General features: G+C 73.3%; 21 protein-coding genes. 9 read left to right on the top strand and 12 right to left on the bottom strand.

What is annotated here, in order from left to right:
- The first annotated feature begins 169 nt into the window (after nt 1–169).
- Together BMY61_RS13720 and BMY61_RS13715 are read left to right on the top strand one after the other, a co-directional pair.
- The gene (locus BMY61_RS13720) at nt 170–1,687 is read left to right on the top strand and encodes an FMN-binding glutamate synthase family protein (RefSeq protein ID WP_042447239.1); all 1,518 of its coding nucleotides are present in this window, start codon (nt 170–172) and stop codon (nt 1,685–1,687) included.
- Nucleotides 1,688–1,799: 112 nt separating this feature from the next.
- Complete coding sequence (locus tag BMY61_RS13715) at nt 1,800–2,567, top strand: alpha/beta hydrolase family protein (protein ID WP_042447240.1); 768 nt, start codon at nt 1,800–1,802, stop codon at nt 2,565–2,567.
- Between the two features lie 120 nt (nt 2,568–2,687).
- Here the strand turns inward: BMY61_RS13715 and BMY61_RS13710 are convergent, their stop codons facing one another.
- Both BMY61_RS13710 and BMY61_RS13705 read right to left on the bottom strand, forming a co-directional pair.
- Nucleotides 2,688–3,362 (bottom strand): ferric reductase-like transmembrane domain-containing protein, encoded by a 675-nt coding sequence (locus BMY61_RS13710; protein WP_063773241.1) that lies wholly within the window; start codon nt 3,360–3,362, stop codon nt 2,688–2,690.
- Nucleotides 3,359–4,342 carry an FAD:protein FMN transferase gene (locus BMY61_RS13705; protein WP_042447243.1) on the bottom strand — a complete coding sequence of 328 codons (984 nt, stop codon included), beginning with the start codon at nt 4,340–4,342 and terminating at the stop codon, nt 3,359–3,361. The genes BMY61_RS13710 and BMY61_RS13705 overlap by 4 nt, the downstream gene beginning before the upstream one ends.
- Before the next feature lie 24 nt (nt 4,343–4,366).
- Between BMY61_RS13705 and BMY61_RS13700 the strand changes: the two genes are divergently transcribed.
- The gene (locus BMY61_RS13700) at nt 4,367–4,702 is read left to right on the top strand and encodes a hypothetical protein (protein ID WP_143094331.1); all 336 of its coding nucleotides are present in this window, start codon (nt 4,367–4,369) and stop codon (nt 4,700–4,702) included.
- 37 nt (nt 4,703–4,739) lie between these two features.
- Here the strand turns inward: BMY61_RS13700 and BMY61_RS13695 are convergent, their stop codons facing one another.
- The 3 genes from BMY61_RS13695 to BMY61_RS13685 all read right to left on the bottom strand — a co-directional run bounded on the left by BMY61_RS13695 (nt 4,740) and on the right by BMY61_RS13685 (nt 7,979).
- Nucleotides 4,740–7,133: a lysylphosphatidylglycerol synthase transmembrane domain-containing protein gene (locus BMY61_RS13695; RefSeq protein ID WP_052438662.1), complete on the bottom strand. Its 2,394-nt coding sequence runs from the start codon at nt 7,131–7,133 to the stop codon at nt 4,740–4,742.
- Nucleotides 7,134–7,232: 99 nt separating this feature from the next.
- The gene (locus BMY61_RS13690) at nt 7,233–7,619 is read right to left on the bottom strand and encodes a nuclear transport factor 2 family protein (RefSeq protein ID WP_042447248.1); all 387 of its coding nucleotides are present in this window, start codon (nt 7,617–7,619) and stop codon (nt 7,233–7,235) included.
- A gap of 156 nt (nt 7,620–7,775) precedes the next feature.
- Entirely contained in the window at nt 7,776–7,979 is a 204-nt protein-coding gene (locus BMY61_RS13685; RefSeq protein ID WP_042447250.1) for a cold-shock protein, read from the bottom strand.
- Nucleotides 7,980–8,305: 326 nt separating this feature from the next.
- Here BMY61_RS13685 and BMY61_RS13680 point away from each other — a divergent pair, with 326 nt between their 5' ends.
- The 3 genes from BMY61_RS13680 to BMY61_RS13670 all read left to right on the top strand — a co-directional run bounded on the left by BMY61_RS13680 (nt 8,306) and on the right by BMY61_RS13670 (nt 11,553).
- Nucleotides 8,306–10,000, top strand: coding sequence for a beta-1,3-glucanase family protein (locus BMY61_RS13680; protein WP_075003897.1), 1,695 nt, complete (start codon nt 8,306–8,308; stop codon nt 9,998–10,000).
- Between the two features lie 224 nt (nt 10,001–10,224).
- Nucleotides 10,225–10,983, top strand: a complete 759-nt coding sequence (locus tag BMY61_RS13675; RefSeq protein ID WP_042447252.1) for a class I SAM-dependent methyltransferase — start codon at nt 10,225–10,227, stop codon at nt 10,981–10,983.
- Nucleotides 10,984–11,034: 51 nt separating this feature from the next.
- The gene (locus BMY61_RS13670; RefSeq protein ID WP_042447254.1) at nt 11,035–11,553 is read left to right on the top strand and encodes a hypothetical protein; all 519 of its coding nucleotides are present in this window, start codon (nt 11,035–11,037) and stop codon (nt 11,551–11,553) included.
- A gap of 32 nt (nt 11,554–11,585) precedes the next feature.
- Here BMY61_RS13670 and BMY61_RS13665 read toward each other — a convergent pair whose 3' ends face one another.
- The 3 genes from BMY61_RS13665 to BMY61_RS13655 form a co-directional block, all read right to left on the bottom strand.
- A complete protein-coding gene (locus BMY61_RS13665) occupies nt 11,586–12,272 on the bottom strand; it encodes a 2-phosphosulfolactate phosphatase (RefSeq protein ID WP_042447255.1) in 687 nt (228 codons plus the stop codon).
- 157 nt (nt 12,273–12,429) lie between these two features.
- Nucleotides 12,430–13,164 carry a dienelactone hydrolase family protein gene (locus BMY61_RS13660; protein ID WP_042447256.1) on the bottom strand — a complete coding sequence of 245 codons (735 nt, stop codon included), beginning with the start codon at nt 13,162–13,164 and terminating at the stop codon, nt 12,430–12,432.
- A 210-nt stretch (nt 13,165–13,374) separates the two neighbouring features.
- Nucleotides 13,375–15,021 carry a serine/threonine-protein kinase gene (locus BMY61_RS13655; protein WP_236656000.1) on the bottom strand — a complete coding sequence of 549 codons (1,647 nt, stop codon included), beginning with the start codon at nt 15,019–15,021 and terminating at the stop codon, nt 13,375–13,377.
- Nucleotides 15,022–15,284: 263 nt separating this feature from the next.
- Here BMY61_RS13655 and BMY61_RS44910 point away from each other — a divergent pair, with 263 nt between their 5' ends.
- A complete protein-coding gene (locus BMY61_RS44910; RefSeq protein ID WP_082014996.1) occupies nt 15,285–17,054 on the top strand; it encodes a serine/threonine-protein kinase in 1,770 nt (589 codons plus the stop codon).
- Between the two features lie 32 nt (nt 17,055–17,086).
- Here BMY61_RS44910 and BMY61_RS13645 read toward each other — a convergent pair whose 3' ends face one another.
- The 3 genes from BMY61_RS13645 to BMY61_RS13635 all read right to left on the bottom strand — a co-directional run bounded on the left by BMY61_RS13645 (nt 17,087) and on the right by BMY61_RS13635 (nt 18,786).
- Nucleotides 17,087–17,437 (bottom strand): hypothetical protein, encoded by a 351-nt coding sequence (locus BMY61_RS13645; protein WP_042447258.1) that lies wholly within the window; start codon nt 17,435–17,437, stop codon nt 17,087–17,089.
- 93 nt (nt 17,438–17,530) lie between these two features.
- A complete protein-coding gene (locus BMY61_RS13640) occupies nt 17,531–17,836 on the bottom strand; it encodes a WhiB family transcriptional regulator (RefSeq protein WP_042447259.1) in 306 nt (101 codons plus the stop codon).
- A 167-nt stretch (nt 17,837–18,003) separates the two neighbouring features.
- On the bottom strand, nt 18,004–18,786 hold the full coding sequence (locus BMY61_RS13635; RefSeq protein ID WP_143094329.1) for a hypothetical protein: 783 nt from the start codon (nt 18,784–18,786) through the stop codon (nt 18,004–18,006).
- A 222-nt stretch (nt 18,787–19,008) separates the two neighbouring features.
- Between BMY61_RS13635 and BMY61_RS13625 the strand changes: the two genes are divergently transcribed.
- Together BMY61_RS13625 and BMY61_RS13620 are read left to right on the top strand one after the other, a co-directional pair.
- On the top strand, nt 19,009–19,422 hold the full coding sequence (locus tag BMY61_RS13625) for a hypothetical protein (RefSeq protein WP_052438665.1): 414 nt from the start codon (nt 19,009–19,011) through the stop codon (nt 19,420–19,422).
- Nucleotides 19,423–19,633: 211 nt separating this feature from the next.
- Nucleotides 19,634–20,224 carry a histidine phosphatase family protein gene (locus BMY61_RS13620; RefSeq protein ID WP_042447262.1) on the top strand — a complete coding sequence of 197 codons (591 nt, stop codon included), beginning with the start codon at nt 19,634–19,636 and terminating at the stop codon, nt 20,222–20,224.
- Here BMY61_RS13620 and BMY61_RS13615 read toward each other — a convergent pair.
- Nucleotides 20,199–20,420, bottom strand: coding sequence for a hypothetical protein (locus BMY61_RS13615; protein ID WP_143094328.1), 222 nt, complete (start codon nt 20,418–20,420; stop codon nt 20,199–20,201). The genes BMY61_RS13620 and BMY61_RS13615 overlap by 26 nt on opposite strands.
- Nucleotides 20,421–20,445 lie beyond the last annotated feature (25 nt).

Genomic DNA, 20,445 nt, shown 5'->3' with positions numbered 1-20,445 from the left:
GTCCTGGCCGCACCCTGATCACCGGCACGTCACCCCCGACTCCTACTATCATCACGCATTCCGGTCGGCGTCGGCGCCCACGAGGCAGCCTGCGTCGGCCGACGCACGTCAGGTCAGGTCAGGACGCCCGACGCACGGCAACGGAGCCGTGCCGCGAGGAGGAACGTACATGCAGGCCCGGAAGATCGGTGCGGTTGCCGCGACCGCAGTGGCGGCGCTCGCCGCCCGCGACCTCATCCAGAAGCGGCACGCACTGCTCCGGAACTTCCCGGTGGTCGGCCACGCCCGGTACCTGCTGGAGACGATCGGCCCCGAGCTGCGGCAGTACATCGTCACCTCCAACGAGGAGGAGCGTCCCTTCAGCCGCGACCAGCGCAGCTGGATCTACGCCTCCGCCAAGGAGGAGAACAACTACTTCGGCTTCGGTACCGAGGTCGACGTCGAGCACGTCCAGGGCCACGCGTACATCAAGCAGCGCACCTTCGCCGGCGCCCTGCCCGACGCCCACGACCCGCAGGCGCCGCTGCCCTCGGCCAAGATCCTCGGTGGTCCGCGCGGCCGCGCCAAGGCCTTCCGTCCGGCCAGCGTCGTGAACGTCTCGGCCATGAGCTTCGGCTCGCTGTCCGGCGCGGCGATCACCGCGATCAACAAGGGCGCGGCGCTGGCCGGCACCATGCACAACACCGGCGAGGGCGGCCTCTCCCCGTACCACCGCAGCGGTGGCGACCTCGTCCTGCAGATCGGCACGGCCTACTTCGGCTGCCGCAACGAGGACGGCACCTTCAACCTCGACAAGCTCAGGGACGTCGTGGCGAGCGCCCCGGTCAAGGCGATCGAGATCAAGCTCTCCCAGGGCGCCAAGCCGGGCCTGGGCGGCATGCTGCCCGGGGCCAAGGTCACCCCGGAGATCGCCCAGATCCGCGGCATCCCCGTGGGCAAGGACTGCGCCTCGCCGTCGCGCCACACCGCCTTCGGCGACGTCGACTCGATGCTGGACTTCGTCGAGCTGATCGCCACCGAGACCGGCCTGCCGGTCGGCGTCAAGAGCGCGGTGGGCGAGATGGCGTTCTGGCACGAGCTGGCCACGCTGATGGCACGCGGCGACCGCGGCGTCGACTTCGTCACCATCGACGGCAGCGAGGGCGGCACCGGCGCGGCGCCGCGCATCTTCGCCGACTCGGTGGCACTGCCGTTCCGGATGGGCTTCTCCCGCGTCTACGGCACCTTCGCCGAGCTCGGGCTGACCGACCAGCTCACCTTCATCGGCTCCGGCAAGCTCGGCCTGCCCGAGAACGCCACGGTAGCCTTCGCGCTCGGCGCCGACATGGTCAACGTCGCGCGCGAGGCGATGCTGTCCATCGGCTGCATCCAGTCGCAGAAGTGCCACACCGACAAGTGCCCCACCGGCATCGCCACCCAGAACCAGTGGCTGGCCCGGGGCCTGGACCCGGCGTCGAAGTCCACCCGTGCCGCCGTCTACCTGCGCACCCTGCGCCGGGAACTGCTGAAGGTCTCGGGCGCCGTCGGCGTCGCCCACCCGTCGCTGATCACGGCGAACGACATCGAGATCATGAACGGCGACTACGAGGCCCGCACCCTGGGCGGTGTCTACGGCTACAAGGACGGCTGGGGCGAGCTCGGTCCCGAGCTGGCCGCCGAGATCACCGCGCTGATGACCGGCGCCTGACGTCGAGACCGCCGGCACACCGACGCCGGCACACGAGGGCGGCACCGTCCGGTGCCGCCCTCGACCCGCACCACCGTCACCGACCGCGTTTTCACCGAGGCGAGCACACCCCATGCCTGAAGAAGTCAGATTCAAGAGCGTCGTCGGCCCCGAACTGGCCGGCTCGATCGAGCTGCCCGAGGGCCCCGTCCGGGGCTGGGGCATCTTCGTCCACGGCTTCACCCTCGGCAGGAACTCGCCGGCCGCCTCACGTGTCAGCAAGCAGCTGGCCCGCGAGGGCATCGGCATGCTCCGCTACGACAACCTGGGCATCGGCGACTCCGACGGCGACTGGGGTGACGGCTCCTTCACCGTCAAGGTCGAGGACACCGTCCGCGCCGCGGAACTGATGGCGGGTCGCGGCACGCCCGCCGACCTGCTGGTGGGCCACTCCTGGGGCGGCGCCGCCGCCATCGCCGCGGCGGCCGAGTCGACCGGCGTCCGCGCCGTCGCCACGATCGGCGCGCCGTCCGACCCGAGCCACGTCGAGAAGCAGTACGACGCGGTCGTCGACCGGGTGCTGAGCGAGGGCCAGCACGAGTGGTTCGTCGGCGGCCGGACCCTGGTCCTCAAGCGCGCCTTCGTCAACGACGTGCGCCAGGCCCGCCTGCGCGACAGGATCCGCGACCTCAACCGCCCGCTGCTGGTGATGCACTCGCCCACCGACGACACCGTCGACATCGCCAACGCCGGCGAGATCTTCCGCGAGGCCCAGCACCCGCGCAGCTTCATCTCCCTCGAAGGCGCCGACCACCTGCTCACCACCCGCGGCCAGGCCCAGCGCGCCGCGCACATCATCAGCGCCTGGGCCGACCAGTACATCCACGCCCCCCGGGTCTGACGCGGCCCGTCACGGGCGGGGCGTCAGGGGCGGGGACGTCACGCGCCCTCCGGTCGGACCTTCAGGACGGGGACGCGCACCAGGACGACGCCCGCGCTGCGGTGGCAGTCGCGATCATGTTCAGGCTTCCTTGTGGGTCCGGCCGGCGGAGGAGGCGGCGAGCCGACGGTGGTCGGGGGTGCCGGCGGACCTCGCGGTTTCGGAGGTGGGCCGCACCGGCGCCGTCCGGTGGGCCGCGACCAGCCCTGCCGGGGTGGCCTCACGCCGGGGTCCGGCCGACCGGTAGGCGACCGAGCCGAGCACCGCGAGCACGCAGCCGCCGGTCAGCGCGAGCGCCCAGCCGTGCATGGTCCGGCCGTCGCCCGCGCCAAGGGTGAATCCGTGCACGACGGCGACCGGCCACATCGCGTAGGCCAGCCAGTGCACCGCCCGCCAGGCGCGGTGGCCGATCCGGCGGCGCAGCACGCTGGTCAGGACGACCGCGACCAGGAGGTCGAAGGCGACCGTGCCCAGGCCCAGCCACAGCGGCCGGTAGGCGGAGGTGAACGCCAGCACCACGTCCAGCAGGCTGATGCTCACGTACGAGTCGGCGACCGCAGTCAGGATGTGGATCGACAGGAAGACCAGCGCGAGCAGCGAGATGCTGCGGTGCAACCCGAGCGTGCCGAACCTCGGCAGTCCCGGCAGCTTGGCCCGGCGCCGGACCAGTGCGCCCAGCACCATCACGGCGCTGAACATCACCAGGCTGACGATGCCGGTGGCCTGGCTCGCGTACCAGAGTGTCGTGCTGCTCATGCCGCTCCTCTCCCGGCGCCCGTGCCCGGGCCGGCGACCGGGGCGACTGGCAGGGGTTCGTCGGGCCAGCCGCCGACCGTGGTCACGGCGCCGTCCGCGTCGACCAGTCGTCCGGGCAGGTGGTTGCGCTCCAGCCAGGCGGGCGCCGAGGCGCCGCGGATCATCGCCGCGGTACTGGCGATGTTGGCGTCCAGGCAGCTGCCCGCGGCGACACTGACGGTCCGCCAGGGCCCGGCTGCGGGGTGGCCGGTCCGCGGGTCCAGCAGATGGTGCACCGCGCGACCGCCGCGGGACCAGCGTCGGGCGGTGGTGCTGGAGGTGGCGAGGCCGCCGTCCCGGATCGCCACCACGGTGTGCGGGGCGTGCGCATCGGGCTCGTCGGTACGGTCCTGCACACGGACCCGCCAGCCGCCGTCGGGCGCGGGCCCGGCGACGGCGGTGTCGCCGCCGATGCTGACCAGCACGCCGCAGTCGGCGATCTCGGCCAGGGTGGCCGCCGCCCGGTCCGCAGCCCACGCCTTGGCCGTCGCGCCCAGGTCCAGCCGGACCCCGGTGGGGACGGTGACGAGCCGCTCGCGTGGATCGAACGCGATCCTGCGCCAGCCGGGCACCGGCCGGACGACCAGCTTGAGCGGCCTCCCGTCCCGCTCGACCAGCGAGAAGTCTCGGTCGTAGCCGAGCGCGGCCATCGCGCTCCCGACGGTGGGGTCCACGTCGCCGTCGGTCAGCTCCGCCGCGCGCAGGGCCGCGCCGAGCGCCTCGGCCAGCACCGGCCCCACCCGCACGGGCCGCCCCTCGGCGGCGTCCAGTGCGACGAGCTCGGAGTCCTCCCGGAACCGGCTGCAGGCGCGGTCGACCTCGTCCAGCCAGACCGCGAGCACGTCGCGGCAGTGCGGGAGCCGTGCGGGGTCCGTGACGACCAGCCGTACGGTGCAGCTCCAGGTCCGCCACGCCGCGGCGGTGGCGCGCCCGGCGGTCATCAGGAGCCCCCGGAGGTGGTGTGCGTGCCGGAGCCCGACGAGCCGGCGGAACCGGACGAGGAGGAACTACTGCTGGTCGGGTTGGAGCCGGGGCTCTGCAGCGTGCCGCTGGAGCTGGGGCTTGAGGTCGAGGGCGAGGGCGAGGTGTTGTTGGGACTCGGGGTCGTCGTGCCGCCGCTCGTCCTCGCACCTGCGGGCAGGAAGGCCATGATCGCCAGAGAGCCCGCGACGCCCGCGACGGCCACTCCTGCCGTGACCGCTCGGGTCCGCGCTATGCCACCACTCGGTCCGCCTGCCATCTCCTGCCTGCCCTTCCGACTGCGATGCGTTCCCGACACCGAGCCTCCGGGCCGACCATGAGAGGGCTATGAGCCGACCATGAGCGTTGTCTGCCGAATCAGATGGCTTCGACGCGCTGCAGCCACAGGTAGGCGATCCAGCCCGGCAGGGCCGGGAGCCAGAACGAGAGCACCCGGTAGAGCAGGACCTGGAGCAGCGCCACGTCGTAGGGCATGCCGGTGGACGTCTGCAGTGCGTAGGCCAGCACCGCCTCGACGCCGCCGACGCCGCCGGGGGTCGGTACGGCCTGGCCGAGCGTGCCGCCGATCAGGTAGGCGATGGCGACCTGGGCGAAGCCCGGGTGCTGGCCGAACGCCAGCGCGCAGGTCCACAGGCAGGCGGCGGCGAACAGTGACACCAGCAGCTGTCCGGCCACGCCGACCGCGACCTTGCCGGGCTGCTGCAGCAGGTCCAGCATCCGCGGCAGTACGCCGTTGACCATCGGGCGCAGGCGCGACGCGATCCAGCGCCGCAGCGGCGGGACCGCGGCGGCCACCAGGGCGACCACGGCCGCGACCAGGATCGCGACCGCGAGGTCCGCGGCGTCCGTGAACGGCGTGCGGTCCTGGCCGCTGGCCAGGAAGCCGAACACGAAGACCAGCGCGATGTGCAGGACCAGCCCCACCGCCTGGCCGGCGCCGACGCTCGCCACCGCCTGGCGCGTGGGCAGGCCGGCCCGGTACAGGAACCGCGTGCCCAGCGCCATTCCGCCCAGGCCGCTCGGGGCCGCGATGTTGACGAAGCCGCCGGCCACCTGGGCGAGGGTGCTGCGCCGCAGGTCCAGTCGCTCGGGGACGAAGCCCACGAAGCTCATCGTGGCGGCCAGGACGCCGGCCCCCGCGAAGGCCGAGGCGACGGCGATCCAGCCGGGCTGCGCCTGGGCGAGCGCGTCGAGCGGGTTGGCGGTCCTGCTGGAGAGCTGCAGCACCATCAGATAGCCGGCGCTCGCCAGACCCACCATGCCGACCAGCGTGCGCGGGCGCACCCGCTCCAGGCGCACCACCTCGACCGGTACCTCGGGCACGGCCCGGGTGATCTCGTCGCGGATCCGGGCGAGCAGCTGCGGCTCCTGCCGCTTGACCCGGGACCGGGTCTCGCGCGGCAGCGCCAGCGGCTGGAGCAACGGTACGGCCGCGCCGACCTGGTCGGGGCCCAGGATCTCCAGTGCGGCGGCGACCGCGCGCGCCGGCCCGACCCGCAGCGACAGGGTGGTGAGCAACTGGGCGAGATCCGTGCGCAGCGCCAGGTCCCCCGCCGCGACGTCGCCGTCCTGCAGGTTCACCAGGTGCGCGCTGCCGTCCTCGTCGACGAGGACCGAACCGGGCACCAGCGTGCGGTGGGCGATGCGCCGGGTGTGCAGGAGGTCGACCTGACGCCAGATGCCGCGCAGCAACTGGTCGTTCAGCTCCACGTCGGCGAGCTCGTCCAGGCAGCGTCCGGGGAGTGCCTCGTAGACGGCCAGCGAGGCGTCCGGGCCCAGGTCGGTGGTGGCCAGCAGGCGTCGGGTGCGCACGCCGGCCGCGCCGGCGGCGTAGGCGAGCAGCGCCTCCTGGCGCATGGCGCCGGTCGGCGAGAGCAGGCCGCGGCGCTGGGGGGCGGAGCGCAGCCGGAGCCGCTGCCCGAGGCGGCGCAGGAAGCCGGTGGCGGTCAGCTCCCGGTCCAGCACGATCACGTCCAGATCCGGGTGCTCGCCCGCCTGTCGCACCAGGTAGCGGTGTGGCTCGTGGGGTGCCCTGTCGGTGGCCCGGTAGGCGCCGACCGGCGTGAATCCGGCTCCGCGCAGCGCGTCGAAGAGCAGCGCGGTGGTGGGGCGGGCGTTGGGCGAGCCCAGGCCGTAGGCCGTCGCATGGGCGGTCGTCCAGCCGATCAGCAGCGACAGCAGCACCGAGAGTGCGTCCGCGTAGCCGGCCACGAGCGCGGTCAGCGCGTTCGTGACCACCACGGCCGCGAGAGCCAGCCGCCACCGGGGTCGCTGCGTCAGCCCGGCCGCGGTCATGAACGCGAGGGCGGGGGCGCAGAGCGCGAGCAGCGGCCCGTCGAGCACGGACGCCTGCTCGGGCGGGGCCAGCACGTCCAGGATCGCGGGAGGGACCAGCTCCGAGCTCCACAGGTTCACCGTCAGGGTGAGCCCGAAAGCGAGCGCCGCCGCGACGATTCCGTCCAGCACGCGCCGGCGCTCCCGCGCCAGGAGCTTCACCGCCCCGAAGGCGGCCGGCAGCAGCACCACGGCGACCGAGGCGAGCGACCCCAGCGCATCGACCAGGGCGCGCGGGGCCTTCTCCGCCTCGCGCGTCGCGTCGGCCTCCAGCCCGCCGGTGGTGTTGTGCGCCCAGCGGGCCAGCAGCAGCGTCACGGCGAGGAAGAGCAGACCCACCACCAGTCGGATCAGCGTCTCGGGCCGCCGCGCCCGCGCGGGCAGCAGCAACTCGTCCCGCCGGACCACCTCGTTCACGCCGCCTGCCCCTCAACTCCGCCGACCGCCCGCGGCGGCAGTGCGTAGCCTAGACGCCGCCGATCGGGCCGCGTGGGGCAGGCGGCGACCTGCGAGAGGTCAGACGGGTGTGACGTGGGCGGCGATGACGCGCCATCCGGCCCGGCCGTCGTGGACCCACGTGCGGGTGTAGCGCACGCGGGAGGCGAACTCCTGGCCCTGGAACGTCCCGGCGACCGTGCCGAGGAACCAGGTCACGCCCGTCGTCCCGACGGCCAGGACCGTCAGTTCCTCCTCGTCGACGCGGGTGAGGCGCTGCCGGCCGCTCTTCTGGAGCTCGAGGTCGTCGCTCTTTCGGTACAGGGTTCCGTCGGGGCCGGTGAAGACGAGGCGGTCGTCGAGCAGGACGTCGAGCGTGGCGGTGTCGGCGGCGAGCTGTGCCGCCTGGAGTCGGCGCTCGGCGGCGCGCAGGGACTCGGTCGACTGATCGTTCTGATCGCTGTCCATGACCGGCACGCTACCCGCGCGGCCGCGCGCCAACCGGGCCGACAGGAGACGACCAGGCGGGGAAGCGTGCGGGCGGGGAAAGGAACAGGCCCTGCTCCCCGGAGACCGGGGAGCAGGGCCTGTTGCGACAGACGTCAGACGTCCGCCGTCAGAGGTTCAGCCACGCACGACGTTGGCGGCCTGCGGGCCCTTCGGGCCCTGCTCGACGTCGAAGGAGACGGTCTCACCCTCGACGAGCTCGCGGTAGCCCGTGCTGTTGATGGCGGAGTAGTGGACGAAGACGTCCGGGCCGCCACCGGCCTGCTCGATGAAGCCGAAGCCCTTCTCGGCGTTGAACCACTTGACAGTGCCCTGAGCCATACAGATCTCCCGTTCGGGACGCGGGCCGGCGGACGATCCACCGACCCTGTGGATGGGTCGCGTCCTCGAACAGCAGGTGCAGCGGTACGGCGGACAGCGAACTACGGTGATCACGCTACGCCGAACGGGTGCTCGCTGTCTGCGGTTTTTGGGTCACATCTGCGTGGCGATAGAAGATCGTTGCCTGGGTTCCTCTTGTTCGTTCAAGTCTTGTACTTGACGCCGGTTCAACAACCGGACCATATTGGCTGTCGCTGCAGCGAGCACGACGGCCCCCTCCCGTCGTCAACCCCCACAAACCCCGAAATACCGACGGGACATATCGGATGATCTCGCGTCGTAAGCTGCTCACCGCTGCCGGGACGGCCGCTGCCGCCCTGGTCGGCTCCCAGGTTTTACTTCCCAAACTCGGTGCCCGCGCTGCCGCGGCCACCACCCTGCCGCTGACGTTGCGTAACGTCTCCGGCAGCGACACCGCCTACGCCTACGTGACCGGTTCCGACAGCTCGGGCGCCCCCGGCTTCGTCGGCTCCGACGGCGTCTTCCACCCGCTGGCGAACCCCGCCGCCAACCTCACCCCGGCGCCCGACTACGCGATCCCGCTCGGGCCCTCCGGCGGAAACGGGGTCTCGCTCACGCTGACCGAGTACGTCATCGGTGGCCGGGTGTGGTTCTCCGTCGGCAACAAGATCCAGTTCTTCGTCAATCCGGCCCCCGCCGGCGGGCAACCCGGGCTGGTCGAGCCCGGATTCGACGCCGCCGACCCCAACTGGCTCACCAACTGGAGCTTCTGCGAGTTCACCTGGAACTCGGCCAACCTCTACGCCAACATCAGCTATGTCGACCTCGTCGCCGAGGCCGTCTCCATGAGCACCACCGGCGCCGCCGGGAACCAGTCGGTCAGCCCGCTGCCGGCCGGGGCCCTGGACGCCATCGCCTCGGGGCTGACCGCCCAGCACGCCGCCGACGGCGCACCGTGGGACCAGCTCGTCGTGCGCGACGGCAGTGGCGCGGTGCTGCGGGTCCTGGCACCCACTCACTCGCCCGTCTCCTTCGGCGGCTACTTCGACCCCTACGTGGACCAGGTCTGGGCCGCGTTCCAGGGCACGCCCCTGACGATCGACACCCAGAACCCCTCCTTCGGCTCCTTCAGCGGAACCGTCACGGGGGGCGTGCTCACCTTCGGTGGGCTGAACGCCGACGGTGTCCCGTTCACCAAGCCCAGCACCACCGACATCTTCGGCTGCGCGTCAGGTCCCCTCTACAACTCCGGCGGGGACGCCCGTGGCGCGGTCGCGGCGCGGCTCGCCGCCGCGCTCAACCGCAGCACGCTCCTGCTGGCCGGCGGCGCCCAGCAACCGAGCGGGGTGACGTCCGCGCAGTACTACCAGAACGCGGTCACCAACCACTACGCCCGCCTCGTCCACGCCAACGCCACCGTCGGCTACGCCTTCCCGTACGACGACGTCGGCCCGACCGGCAGCCAGCCGGTCGACGGCCACCTCCAGGACCCGGCGCCCACGTCCTGGACGATCACCCTCGGTGGTGGCTCCAGCGGCGGTGGCGGAGGGGGCGGCGGGGGCGGCGGGGGTGGTGGCGGAACGACGGTCAGCGCCTACAGCACCATCGCGGCGTCGTCCTCCACGTCGAACAACGGCACCCAGACGGAGGCCTGCTCCGACACCGGCGGCGGCCTCGACGTCGGCTGGATCCACGCAGGTTGCCGGCTCGGCTACACCGGTGTCGACTTCGGCGCGACCTCGCCCCGACGCTTCCTGGCCCGCCTCGCCTCCGGCGCCGCCGCGGGCGTGAGCGGGGGTGTGGAGGTCCGTCTCGACAGCCCGACCGGGACGAAGCTCGCCGAGATCGACATCGCGAACACCGGTGGCTGGCAGTCCTGGGAGACCGTCCCGATCAACCTCTCCGGCACCGTCACAGGGGTCCACGACGTCTACCTGACGTTCATCGGTTCGGCCTCCGACTTCGTCAACGTCCACTGGTTCACCTTCTCCGCGACCTGATCGGAGAACTCGTCACATCTCCTTCCCGGGCGCGGGCGGGAAAGGCCCCTCCCCGACCCTGGGAGGGGCTTCGCGCGACGCGGGGCCGGGGGCCGGAGCGGCGGGGCCACCCCCGCGCGCCCGGCCCGCACGAGCCCGCGCAAGGCCGCGCCGCATCTGCTCTGACCTGGCCTTTTGCTCCTCCCACCCCTAGGATCGGGCCCGGTTGAAAGGGGGGCCGCCGGATGGACCGGACCGTACGCACCGTCGAGGATGTCCTTGCGCTCCTGGACGGACTCTTCGCATCCGAGCCGGAGGCCGGTCGCTTGGCGACCGGCGACGGCAGGGACTTCTGGGACCGCTTCTACGCCGACCGCTCGCGGCCCGTCCCGTTCTTCGCGGCCAAGCCGGACGAGAACCTGGCCGCCCTTCTCGACCGTGGGCTCGTCACCCCCGGCGGCCGGGCGCTGGACCTGGGCTGCGGGGCGGGCCGCAACGCGCTCTTCCTCGCCGCGCACGGCTTCCGGGTCGACGCCGTCGACCTCTCGCCGGTGGCCGTCGCCTGGGGCGAGGAGCGGGCCCGGGAGTCCGGCGCCGACGTCCGCTTCCTCTGCGGTGACGCCTTCGCCCTCTCCGCCGCCGAGTTGAGCGGCCCCTACGACCTGGTGGTCGACTCCGGCTGCTTCCACCATCTGCCGCCGCACCGCCGGGTCGGCTACCTGGCGCTCCTCGACCGCGTCCTCGCCCGCGGCGGGCACCTTGCGCTCACCGTCTTCGCCGCCGGCGAGGGCGGCATGGGCTCGGAGCTCACCGATGCGGATCTCTACCGCGCGGGCGAGCTTCAGGGCGGCCTCGCCTACAACCCCGAGGCACTGCGGTGGATCTTCTCCGACCTGGCCGAGGTCGAGCTGCGCCGCATGCGCGAGGAGCCGCCCGAGTCGGCGCTCTTCGGCGTGCCGTTCCTGTGGACCGCGCTGTTCCGCCGGGAGGCGGACGCAAACTGAGCAGACGTCGCGGCCGCTGCCCGGCATCCTGAAGCCATGTTGACGGTACGGATGAACGATCGAGCGGTGTCGCTGCTCGGGGCCATCGGCCACGGTGCCGCGGTCCCGGGCGGCGAGCCGACCCCTGCGCTGCGAGCCCGCCTGGCCGGAGGGCTGGTGGTGCGCGACGGCGCGGTCGTTCTCGCCGAGACCGCTCGCCGGTCGGTGGGGCCCGCGGAGGCGGCCCGCGGTGACCTCACGGGGTGGGAGTGCGGCGTGAACAGCTTCCACCTGGAGGACTACGTGGACGTCCCGGTCGGTCGGCTCGACGAGGGTGGACCGGTCGTCGAGGTCAGCGCCCAGCGGGAGTTGCTGCTCCAGGGACTCGGCCTGGCGCGCGAGGTCTGCGCACTGGGCCGGAACGCCGTGCCGCCGATTCCGCTGCGGTGCATCGTGAGCGCCGGTCCCTCGAACGCCGTCTTCCGTTTCCATCGGGTCCGGGCCGGCGAGCGCTGGCACCACCCGGATCTGGACGCGTATCGCGAAGAGCACCTCGTCGTCGTCGAGTGGGGTCCGCTCGCAGAACCCTGACGCGCACCGCAATCCGGCCCGCGCACCGTCCGTCAGCCGGTCGCGTGCGGGCGCAGGACCATAAGGGGGCCCTCCAGGGCGGCCACCAGGGCGAAGGGGAACCGGTCGAGTTCGAGGCAGAGGGGGACGTCGTCGGGATGGGCGCCCTGGCGCACGCCGGTCGTCAGCTCGGTCGCGGCGCGCGACTCGGCGGCGCGGCGGAGGTAGGGAGCCGCTTCCGTCCCGGCTTCGGTGAGCCTGCGGGCGATGTACTGCGCGCACGCCAGATCCTCCTCGGCGCGCCCGTCCTCGCCCGTGACCACGAACGTGACGGTGTCGCCGGCGCGTTCCCGCAGCCGCCGGGCCGTGGCCTCGGCCACCACGAACCCGGCGCACAGCACCAGTGACGCGTCCTGGACCGCGAGGGCGCCGACGGTTCCTGCCGTGGTCTTCTGCACCACGGTCCGGCCGGTGAGGTCGGTGGTGCGGAGCAGGCCGGGGGAGTTGACGGCGTCGAACCCGGGCGCGGGCGGGCCGTCCTTGAGCGCCACCCACTCCGGGTGGGCCGCTTTGAGGGACAGCGCCGCGTCCAACGACTCGGCGAGCACGATCCTCTCCGCGCCCTGGCCGAAGGCCCAGGCGGCCACGGTGAACGCCCGCATGACGTCGACGACGACGGCCACGGAGGGGGCTTCGGGCAGTTCGGCCACCTCGGCGGTGGCAAGGAAACGTGCGTCCATCCGCCCATGATCGCGCACGCGTGCGATGGAGACGGGTGGGAGGGGGCGCGCCGTTCGGTCGTCCTCGGGCCGTGCCTGGCAGTCGCTCGATCGTCTTCGGCCGGCCGGGTGGGCTGCCGCCCCGGGAGCAGGGCGGCAGCCGTGGGGTGGCGCGGGGTTACCTCAGGTGGCGGTCGTAGAAGCGGTCCCCGTCCTCACGCTCGAACGACGGGGTGCCGAGGTGGCCGCCGAGGTTGGCGTGGAGGGTCTTCTCCTTGCTGCCGAAGGCGTCGAACAGGTCGAGGGCCCTCTGACGCGGGTTGCCCTCGTCGTCCCACTGCAGCAGGAACAGCAGCGGGACGGTGACCTGCCGGGCCTGCTCGCGCTGGGCGAGCGGCACGTAGCCGCCGGCGAAGAAGCCGGCGGCCGCGATGCGCGGCTCGACGGCGGCGAGGCGGATACCGAGGGCGGTCCAGCCGGAGTACCCGACCGGGCCGTCGATCTCGGGCACGGCGAGGAGGGCGTCCAGAGTGGTCAGCCACTCCGGGGCCGCCTTCTCGACCATCGGGCCCACGAAGGACTCGAAGATGTCGTCGACCGGCTCGCCCGCCTGCATCGCCCGGCGCAGCTCGGCGCGGGCCTGGTCGGTGGCGGCGGAACGGGGCCGGTCACCGCATTCGGGGGCGTCGATGCTGGCGACGGCGTAACCGTGCGCGGCGGTGAGCCGGGCCCGGGCCACCAGGCGGGGTTCCGCCTTGGGAAGGCCGTTGTTGTGGGCCATCAGGATCAGCGGTGCGGGGGTGGACGTCGGCGTCCACAGCGTGCCGGGGATCTGGTCGTCACCGTCGGGACCGAGGGTGAACTCGCGCTCGAGAACGCCGTTGTCCAGGCGCTGCTCGGAAGTGAAATGCATGGTCGTGCCTTTCGGGAGGGCTCGATGAACGGCGCTCCCGGGCGACGACCTATCGCCCGACCGTGACCCCTGAGGGGAGCACCCATGTCGTCTGTGTGTTCACGGGTACCACCTCCTCGATCTGCTGCACGGCTGTCTGCAGGCTAGCAGCGGGGGCCCGGCGGGCGCCAACCGGTTTCGGCGTGCGGAAAGTCGGTGGCGCGCCGGTGCTCAGCCCGCCTGGAAGCTCTGCGCGGCGGTCTCGAAGTACGCGCGCCCCTGCTCCGTGGCGGTCAGCGGCGCCGAGACCCAGACGTCGTACTGCCTCCCGTCGTGGACCCAGCACAGGTCGAGCGTGCGGCGCGGACCGCCGCCGTCGCCGAAGCCGTCCCAGGTGAACTCCCACAGCGCGGCCGGGTCCCCGTCCCGTGTGGTGGGGGTGACCGAGGCGTCACGGTAGCCCTGGTAGGTCTGCGGCCCCTGGGCGGCCTCGGCCTGCATCACGCCGAGGGGGCCGGACGGGTCGGGGCTCTCCTGGCGGATGCCCAGCCGGAACTGCTTGCCGGGGGAGTAGTAGAAGATCCGCGGGGGCTCGTCGCTGCGGTAGAAGCCATCGGGGACGTCGAGGGCGAAGCCCGCCGGGTCGGCGGTCCACCGGTACCCGGCCGGTGCGGTCCCGGAGGGGGCTGCGCCCGTCGGGGCTGACCCTAACGTTGAGGTTGAGGGCGGGTTGGGCGTCGTCGCCGTTGCGGTTGCCGATGTCGTTGCCGTGACGCCGTGCACGGGCGGTCGCGTGGTCGCGCCGGCGGGCACGGAGACCCGCGCCTGCGGAGCGTCGCTCCCGCTGCCACGGAGTGCGAAGGCGACCGAGCCGCCGACCGCCGCGGCCCCCAGGACACCACCCAGGACGAGTGCGCTGACGGTCCGACGGTTACGAACGGGGCTGCGGTCGGGGCCGGGGCCAGGTCCGGTGCCGGTGCCGGGGAGAGGGGTGCGGACGGGTCCCGGCTCACCGGGGACGCCGCTGATCCGCTGCGTCGGGGTGTAGCCGGCCGGTGGCGGGGCGACGTGCTGCGCGCCCGGATCGCAGCCGGCGAGCAGCGCGCGCTCCACGTCGGCCGCCGTGGGGCGTCCGCGCGGGTCGCGGTCGAGCATGCGGGTGATCAGCGGGGCGAGCCCCGCCGCCTCCGGCGGAGGGGTGACCTCGCCGGCCAGGACCGCCTGAACCTGGCCGCCCAGCGAGTCGCGTCGGAAGGGTGAACGGCCCGCGAGGCTTGTGCACAGCAGCACGCCGAGCGACCACACGTCCGAGGCGGGCGTCGCCTCCTGGCCGGTCATCCGCTCCGGTGCGGTGTACTCGACGGAGCCGACGAACTCGCCCGTCGCCGTGAGCGACGTCCCGCCGGACAGTGTCGCGATGCCGAAGTCCGTCAGGACCGCCCGCCGCGTGGCGGTCTCCACGAGCACGTTGTCCGGCTTCACGTCCCGGTGCAGCACCCCGCCGAGGTGGGCCGCTGCGAGAGCGCCGGCGACCTGCGCCGCGAGCCGCGCCGCCTCCGGTGGCGGCAGCGGGCCGTCGTGGGCGATGGCCGCGCCCAGCGAACGCCCCTCGACCAGCTCCATCACGATCCACGGTCGGCCGTCCTGTTCCACCACGTCGTGCAGGACGACGACGTTCGGGTGCCGCACCTGCGCCGCCGCGCGTGCCTCGCGCAGCACGCGCTCGTTCTGCTCGCGCCGTGCGCCGGGCGACTGGTCTCCGTCGAGGCGCACCTCCTTCACGGCGACGTCCCGTCCGAGAAACTCGTCCCTCGCCCGCCAGACCAGGCCCATGCCGCCGCGTCCGAGGGGCGACCGCAGTCGGTAACGCCCCGCCACCAGCCTGTCCGTTTCCGCCCCCTCCGGCATCATTCGCTCATCATCGCGCACGCGCCCCACACCGTGCGGGTGAAACGAGCAGGACGGGCTCATCCACTCAACGTCCCTTTCAGAGAAGGCTCGTGGGAGCATGCAGGCTTGGCCGTCCGGTCGTTGGGCAGGATCCGGCGCGGGGGACGGTGCTTCGCCCCCTTTTTCGCAGGTTCTGCAGGTATGGGCGACTGCAGGACGGTAGAACTGCAGTGAGGCGAAGGGCAGGTGTCATGACCGCTGACCCCTCCAGAGCGGGCGAGGACCGCGTGCTCGTAGGGCGTTACCTGTTGGGCGAACGGCTCGGCCGTGGGGGCATGGGCATCGTCTGGCGGGCACACGACCAGGTTCTCGACCGGGAGGTGGCGGTCAAGGAACTGAACGTCGCCGGGCTGGGCGAGCAGGAGACGGGTGTCCTGTACGCGCGGATGCAGCAGGAGGCCCGGGCGGCGGCGCGCATCGACCACCCCGGCGTGATCACGATCCACGACGTCGTCGAGGACGAGGGTCGGCCCTGGATCGTGATGGAGCTGATCGACGGCCGCTCCCTCGCCGAGATCATCACCATGGAGGGCACCCTCCTGCCGCGCGACGCGGCACGGGTGGGGGCGCAGGTCGCCTCCGCGCTGGTCCAGGCGCACCGCCACGGCGTCCTGCACCGTGATGTCAAGCCCGCCAACGTGCTGATCGAACGACGCGGCCGCGTCGTGCTCACCGACTTCGGCATCGCCCAGTTCGCCGGGGGCAGCGGTCTGACCCGCACCGGCGAGATCGTCGGCTCGCCCGACTACCTGGCGCCGGAGCGGCTCACCGGCCACCGCACCGGACCCGAGTCGGACCTGTGGGCCCTGGGCGCCACCCTGTACGCCGCGGTCGAGGGACAGTCACCGTTCCTGCGCGCCACCACGATCGGCACGCTGCAGGCGGTGATCAGCGACCCGCTGCCGCAGGCCACCCACGCCGGCCCGCTGGCGCCGGTCCTGGACGCCCTGCTGCGCAAGGACCCCGAGCAGCGGGCCACCGGCGACGAGGCGTTGCAGCTGCTGGAGGAGATCGCCCAGGGCCGCACCCCGCGCACGCCGACCGTCATCTCGCCGACGGCCCCGGTCGGCCCGGTCGCTCCCGTCGCTCCGATCACCGGGCCGCAGGACCGGCCCCCGCAGTTCGGCATGCCGCCGACGCCCCTGACGATTCCGCTGATGCAGCAACCCATGCCGCCCACGCCGCCGATGGGGACGCTGGGCGGAGTCCCCGGCGCGACGGGGCTCGGCGCCACGGCGCCCTTCGTGCCCGGAGTCGGTCCGGGCGGGCCTGGCGGTCCGGGCACCCCCGGCGGCTACGGCTCCGGCTACGGCTCCGGCCCCGGCTACGGCTCCGGCGGATACGGGTACCCGACGGCGCCCCCGGCGTTGACCGGGCCGGGTGGGCGCGGTCGACGCCGGGCGTTGCTCATCGCCGCCGCGGCCGTCGGGGCCGCGCTGGTGGGCGGCGGCGCCGCGGCGGCCGTGCTGACGGCCACGTCGCACCAGACCGCCTCCGCCGGTTCGGCGGGTGTCAGCGTCTCCAGCACCCCGGCCGGTACGCCGCAGTCCGCCTCGCCGAGCCCCGCCGGGTCCGGCCCCTCGCCGACCCCCAGCCAGACGCCCACGCCCACGCCCACGTCCACGCCGACCCCGACTCCCACCCCCACGCCTTCGCCCACGCCGCCTCCGGCGGCCGATCCGGCATCGGTGGTCGGCGCCTACTACAACGCGATCAACGCCCACGACTACCCCACCGCCTGGAACCTGGGCGGCAAGAACCTCGGCGGCTCCTACGCGTCCTTCTCCTCCGGCTTCGCCGACACCTCCAGCGACGTGCTCACCGTCAACGGCGAGAGCGGCGACACCGTCGACGTCCAGCTGCACGCCGTGCACACCGACGGCTCGACGGCCGACTACAGCGGCACCTACACGGTCCAGAACGGGGAGATCGTCCAGGCGTCCCTGCAACGCACCAGCTGAGGCTGAGCGCCGAAGGCGTCGGCGAGTCGGTGTCAGGCCGGTGGCCTGGTCGTGTTGCGGTGCACGAACGTCGTGGGCTCGGGGCTGCGCGTGAGCCGGCGGACCACGATGCCCAGTGCGGCCGCCGCCGCAGTGCCCAGCACGACGGTCGTCGGCCACGCACGGCCGGTCGCCGGGACGTCCTTGGTCCGTGCGGTGAGGCTCCCCGACGCCCGGCGCGCCTGCGCCGCCGCGGCGTGCCCGACGCTGTCCCTGACGTGGCCGGCGGCCGACCGCGCCGATCCGGCGGAGTGGCCGAGGTGGGACCTTGCCGCCTCGACCGAGTCGGCTGCGGCGTGCGCCACGGCCAGCAGGCGGGTCCTGGTGGTGTCGTCGTTGCTCACGGTGGCTTCCCCTCTCCTGGGGGTGTGGTGGTGCGGCGTGACGTGGTGCGGTGCGACGGTGTCGGGCCGAGCGCGCGCCTCGGGTGAGGCCGCTCAGGCCGCGGTCGCCCGGTCGTGTTCCCGGCGACGGCGGCGCAGCACCGAGACGCGTTCGTCCTCGGACAGTCCGCCCCACACGCCGTAGGGTTCGCGCGCCTCCAGCGCGTAGGCGCGGCAGTGCGCCATGACCGGGCAACGCGCGCACACACGCTTCGCGGCGCGTTCCCTGGCCTCGAAGTCCGGCCCCCGCTCGCCCGCCGGGTGGAAGAACAACCCGGTGTCCTGTTCGGTGCACGCGGCGCTCTCCTGCCACGCCCACGCCCACTCAGTCGACCCTGGAAGATCCGGCTTACGCCCCATCAGCTGCCAACCTCGCTTCCTCGATCTGCGCGCCCCCGGCGCCCATTCCTCCTGTGCTGACCCGCTGTTCGGGCGGCTCTGTGTCCAGCCCGCTTGGGGGCGCCTGCCCGCAACCGCGTTCCTCACACGGTTTCCGCCCGATTCGTCAGCCTGCTCGGGCTGCTGACCTACGGCGCGCTGCCGCCGTCGCGGCGTCGCCTGCGGGCGATGCGCGCCAAGGACGGCTCGTCGCCGTGCGCGTGCCAGCCGAGACGGACGCAGACGACGCTCGCCGCCGCCATGAGCAGCCACACCGCGCCCAGCAGGGCTTCGTCGGCCGTGCTCCGCCCGCCGGCCAGGAGCGAGTAGACCAGGTAGATCGTCCAGACTCCGAAGTGGAGCCAGCCGAAGGCCCGCAGCCCGACGAAACCGAGGAGTTGCCGCAGGCTCCCGTTGCCGATCAGGAACCAGAGCAGCAGGCCGAGGCCGGTCCAGGCCGCCATGGCGGTGTAGCCCAGTTGGTGCTCCTGTGCCGGGTCGAAGCTCTCCGTCCAGCCGCCGACGGCCAGTTGCACCACCACGCCGTGCCAGGTCCGCAGCTGTACCGCTGCTCCGGGTTGGGCCACCGCGTAGACGGACGCGCCGACCTCCTCGTCGTCCCGCGCGCCGGACGACCGCCGCACCTGCACCAGGTAGTGCGTGATGGTGGAGGAGCTGCCCTCGTCGGCGTTCGTCTCCGAGTTGGTGTGGCGGCCGGTCACGCTGCCCGACTCGCTTGCGATGCAGTCGAGTTCCGCCGTTGCCGCGGTGGTCCGGGGCGACCCGCCCTCGGGGCACGGCTGTGCGTGATGGAAGGCCATGGTGTCCTGGTACGGGCCGACCGAGGCCAGAGCGGCGCCGACGACCGCCGTCAGGCCGAGCGCCAGCGTGACCGCCCGGACCGCCACGACCCGCCGCATCCGCATTCGCATCGACTGCCCCGTCCCCGTTACCCCGTTGCTCCTGTTGACGTCCGAACAGGCCTGTCGTGTTCCCCGGTTGGGCGCCGACCCGGCCCGGCGGAGGGGGCGGGGCGGTCGGTCGGCGGGGTGCTTCCCCGCCGTGCGGCCGGAATCGGGGCGGACCGGCAACCGGAGGCTCCGGACCGACGTGACGGCAGATGTCACCAAGGACACCTTCTGAGGGGGATCGCAGTGTTCCAGACCTTTGCCCGTCTGCTCGCCGTCGGCGCCATGGCCGGCACCGTCGCCGTCGCCGGGATCGGCACGGCGTCCGCGAAGAGCAGCATCGACTTCCAGGTCCGCCCGCACACCCAGCATGTCGGGCAGTGGTTCAGCGTGAGCGGATCCGGCGCCGACGACGCCGTCGGCCGGCAGCGGCTGTGCGTCCAGGAGCGGTACGGCGCGCGCGGCGCCTGGCAGACCGTGTGGTGCGGTCGAACCGTCGACACCACGCGCCAGGAGGCGTCCGCGTACGGCTTGGTCCGTGCCGGGCACCCCGGCGTGCTGCAGCTGCGCGCGGTGCTGGAGGGCGTGCAGTCCGGGGCCGGCGGCCGGACCTGGCTGGAGGGGGAGTCCGCACCGGTCAGCGTGACCGTCGTGCGCTGACGGAGGCTCCCGACTCCTCGCATCCGCGCGTTCCTCGGTCAGACGATGTGCCAGCCGCCGTCGACGGTGAGGACGTCGCCGGTCGTGTAGCCGGCGTCGACCAGGTCGCAGGCGGTGAGGAGTCGTGGGTCGGCCGGCCGGGTACGTCCTCGGGCAGGGCGTCCATCGGCGACCGCAGCGCAGCGCAAGCACGGCGGAGGGGAGAGCCCCGATGGCCCTCGAGCTCGTCTACGAGACGCACGCGACCACGGTCGACAACGAGGCCGGCATCGCCACCGGTTGGCTCCCGGGCCGCCTCTCGCCGCTCGGGCGGCGTCAGGCCGACGAGCTGGGGGAGCGGCGGCGCGGCGGCGGGTTCGCGGCCGTGTACAGCTCCGACCTGTACCGCGCCGTCGAGACGGCGCAGATCGCCTTCCCGCCCGGGGGTGGTGGGCCCGAGCTCCGCCAGGACCGCCGCCTGCGCGAGTGCGACTACGGCGCGCTCAACGGCGCGCCCGCCGCGGCCATCGCGGAACAGCGGGTGCGGCGCCTCACGGACCCCTTCCCGGGTGGTCAGAGCTACTGCGACGTCCTCGCCGCCACCGCGTCCTTCCTCCGCGACCTGCTCGCTTCGGAACGCGACGGGTCCCGGATCCTGCTGATCGCCCACTCGGCGAACCGGTGGTCCCTCGACGCCCTGCTCACCGGCGCCCGCCTGCGCGACGTCCTCGCCGACCCACCACCCTGGCGGCCGGGCTGGCACTACGCACTGCCCGCCGACTGGAGCGGCGGCGAGGTCAACCGGCCTGGCGCCGGCAGGTGAGGTAGAGGGGCGTGACAAGGATCCACAGGCACAGGCAGCCGAGCGCCCAGGTCGCGGGCCGGCTCACTTCGAGGGAGCCGACCGAGAAGTAGACCGGCCTCCCGCGCCGCGCGCGGAGCGTGGCGTCCCGGTACACCCAGAACACCGTGGCGAGGAGGACCGCCACCGGCACGAGCGTGGTGATTGTCTGCCCCATCACTTCCCCCTCTCCGCGGTGGGCG

This window comes from Streptacidiphilus jiangxiensis (assembly GCF_900109465.1).
In the GTDB taxonomy this organism is placed as follows: Bacteria; Actinomycetota; Actinomycetes; order Streptomycetales; family Streptomycetaceae; genus Streptacidiphilus; species Streptacidiphilus jiangxiensis.
Note: the sequence above shows the minus strand (reverse complement) of the source record. Positions and strands in the feature narration are given on the sequence as shown.

What these genes read in the sequence shown, in the direction of transcription:
- BMY61_RS13720 (WP_042447239.1), top strand. Translation starts at nt 170, where the DNA reads ATGCAGGCCCGGAAGATCGGTGCGGTTGCCGCGACCGCAGTGGCGGCG.
- BMY61_RS13620 (WP_042447262.1), top strand. Translation starts at nt 19,634, where the DNA reads ATGGCCCTCGAGCTCGTCTACGAGACGCACGCGACCACGGTCGACAAC.
- BMY61_RS13670 (WP_042447254.1), top strand. Translation starts at nt 11,035, where the DNA reads ATGAACGATCGAGCGGTGTCGCTGCTCGGGGCCATCGGCCACGGTGCC.
- BMY61_RS13635 (WP_143094329.1), bottom strand. Translation starts at nt 18,786, where the DNA reads ATGCGAATGCGGATGCGGCGGGTCGTGGCGGTCCGGGCGGTCACGCTG.
- BMY61_RS13680 (WP_075003897.1), top strand. Translation starts at nt 8,306, where the DNA reads ATGATCTCGCGTCGTAAGCTGCTCACCGCTGCCGGGACGGCCGCTGCC.
- BMY61_RS13665 (WP_042447255.1), bottom strand. Translation starts at nt 12,272, where the DNA reads ATGGACGCACGTTTCCTTGCCACCGCCGAGGTGGCCGAACTGCCCGAA.
- BMY61_RS13705 (WP_042447243.1), bottom strand. Translation starts at nt 4,342, where the DNA reads ATGACCGCCGGGCGCGCCACCGCCGCGGCGTGGCGGACCTGGAGCTGC.
- BMY61_RS13675 (WP_042447252.1), top strand. Translation starts at nt 10,225, where the DNA reads ATGGACCGGACCGTACGCACCGTCGAGGATGTCCTTGCGCTCCTGGAC.
- BMY61_RS13685 (WP_042447250.1), bottom strand. Translation starts at nt 7,979, where the DNA reads ATGGCTCAGGGCACTGTCAAGTGGTTCAACGCCGAGAAGGGCTTCGGC.
- BMY61_RS13615 (WP_143094328.1), bottom strand. Translation starts at nt 20,420, where the DNA reads ATGGGGCAGACAATCACCACGCTCGTGCCGGTGGCGGTCCTCCTCGCC.
- BMY61_RS13640 (WP_042447259.1), bottom strand. Translation starts at nt 17,836, where the DNA reads ATGGGGCGTAAGCCGGATCTTCCAGGGTCGACTGAGTGGGCGTGGGCG.
- BMY61_RS13690 (WP_042447248.1), bottom strand. Translation starts at nt 7,619, where the DNA reads ATGGACAGCGATCAGAACGATCAGTCGACCGAGTCCCTGCGCGCCGCC.
- BMY61_RS13660 (WP_042447256.1), bottom strand. Translation starts at nt 13,164, where the DNA reads ATGCATTTCACTTCCGAGCAGCGCCTGGACAACGGCGTTCTCGAGCGC.
- BMY61_RS44910 (WP_082014996.1), top strand. Translation starts at nt 15,285, where the DNA reads ATGACCGCTGACCCCTCCAGAGCGGGCGAGGACCGCGTGCTCGTAGGG.
- BMY61_RS13715 (WP_042447240.1), top strand. Translation starts at nt 1,800, where the DNA reads ATGCCTGAAGAAGTCAGATTCAAGAGCGTCGTCGGCCCCGAACTGGCC.
- BMY61_RS13710 (WP_063773241.1), bottom strand. Translation starts at nt 3,362, where the DNA reads ATGAGCAGCACGACACTCTGGTACGCGAGCCAGGCCACCGGCATCGTC.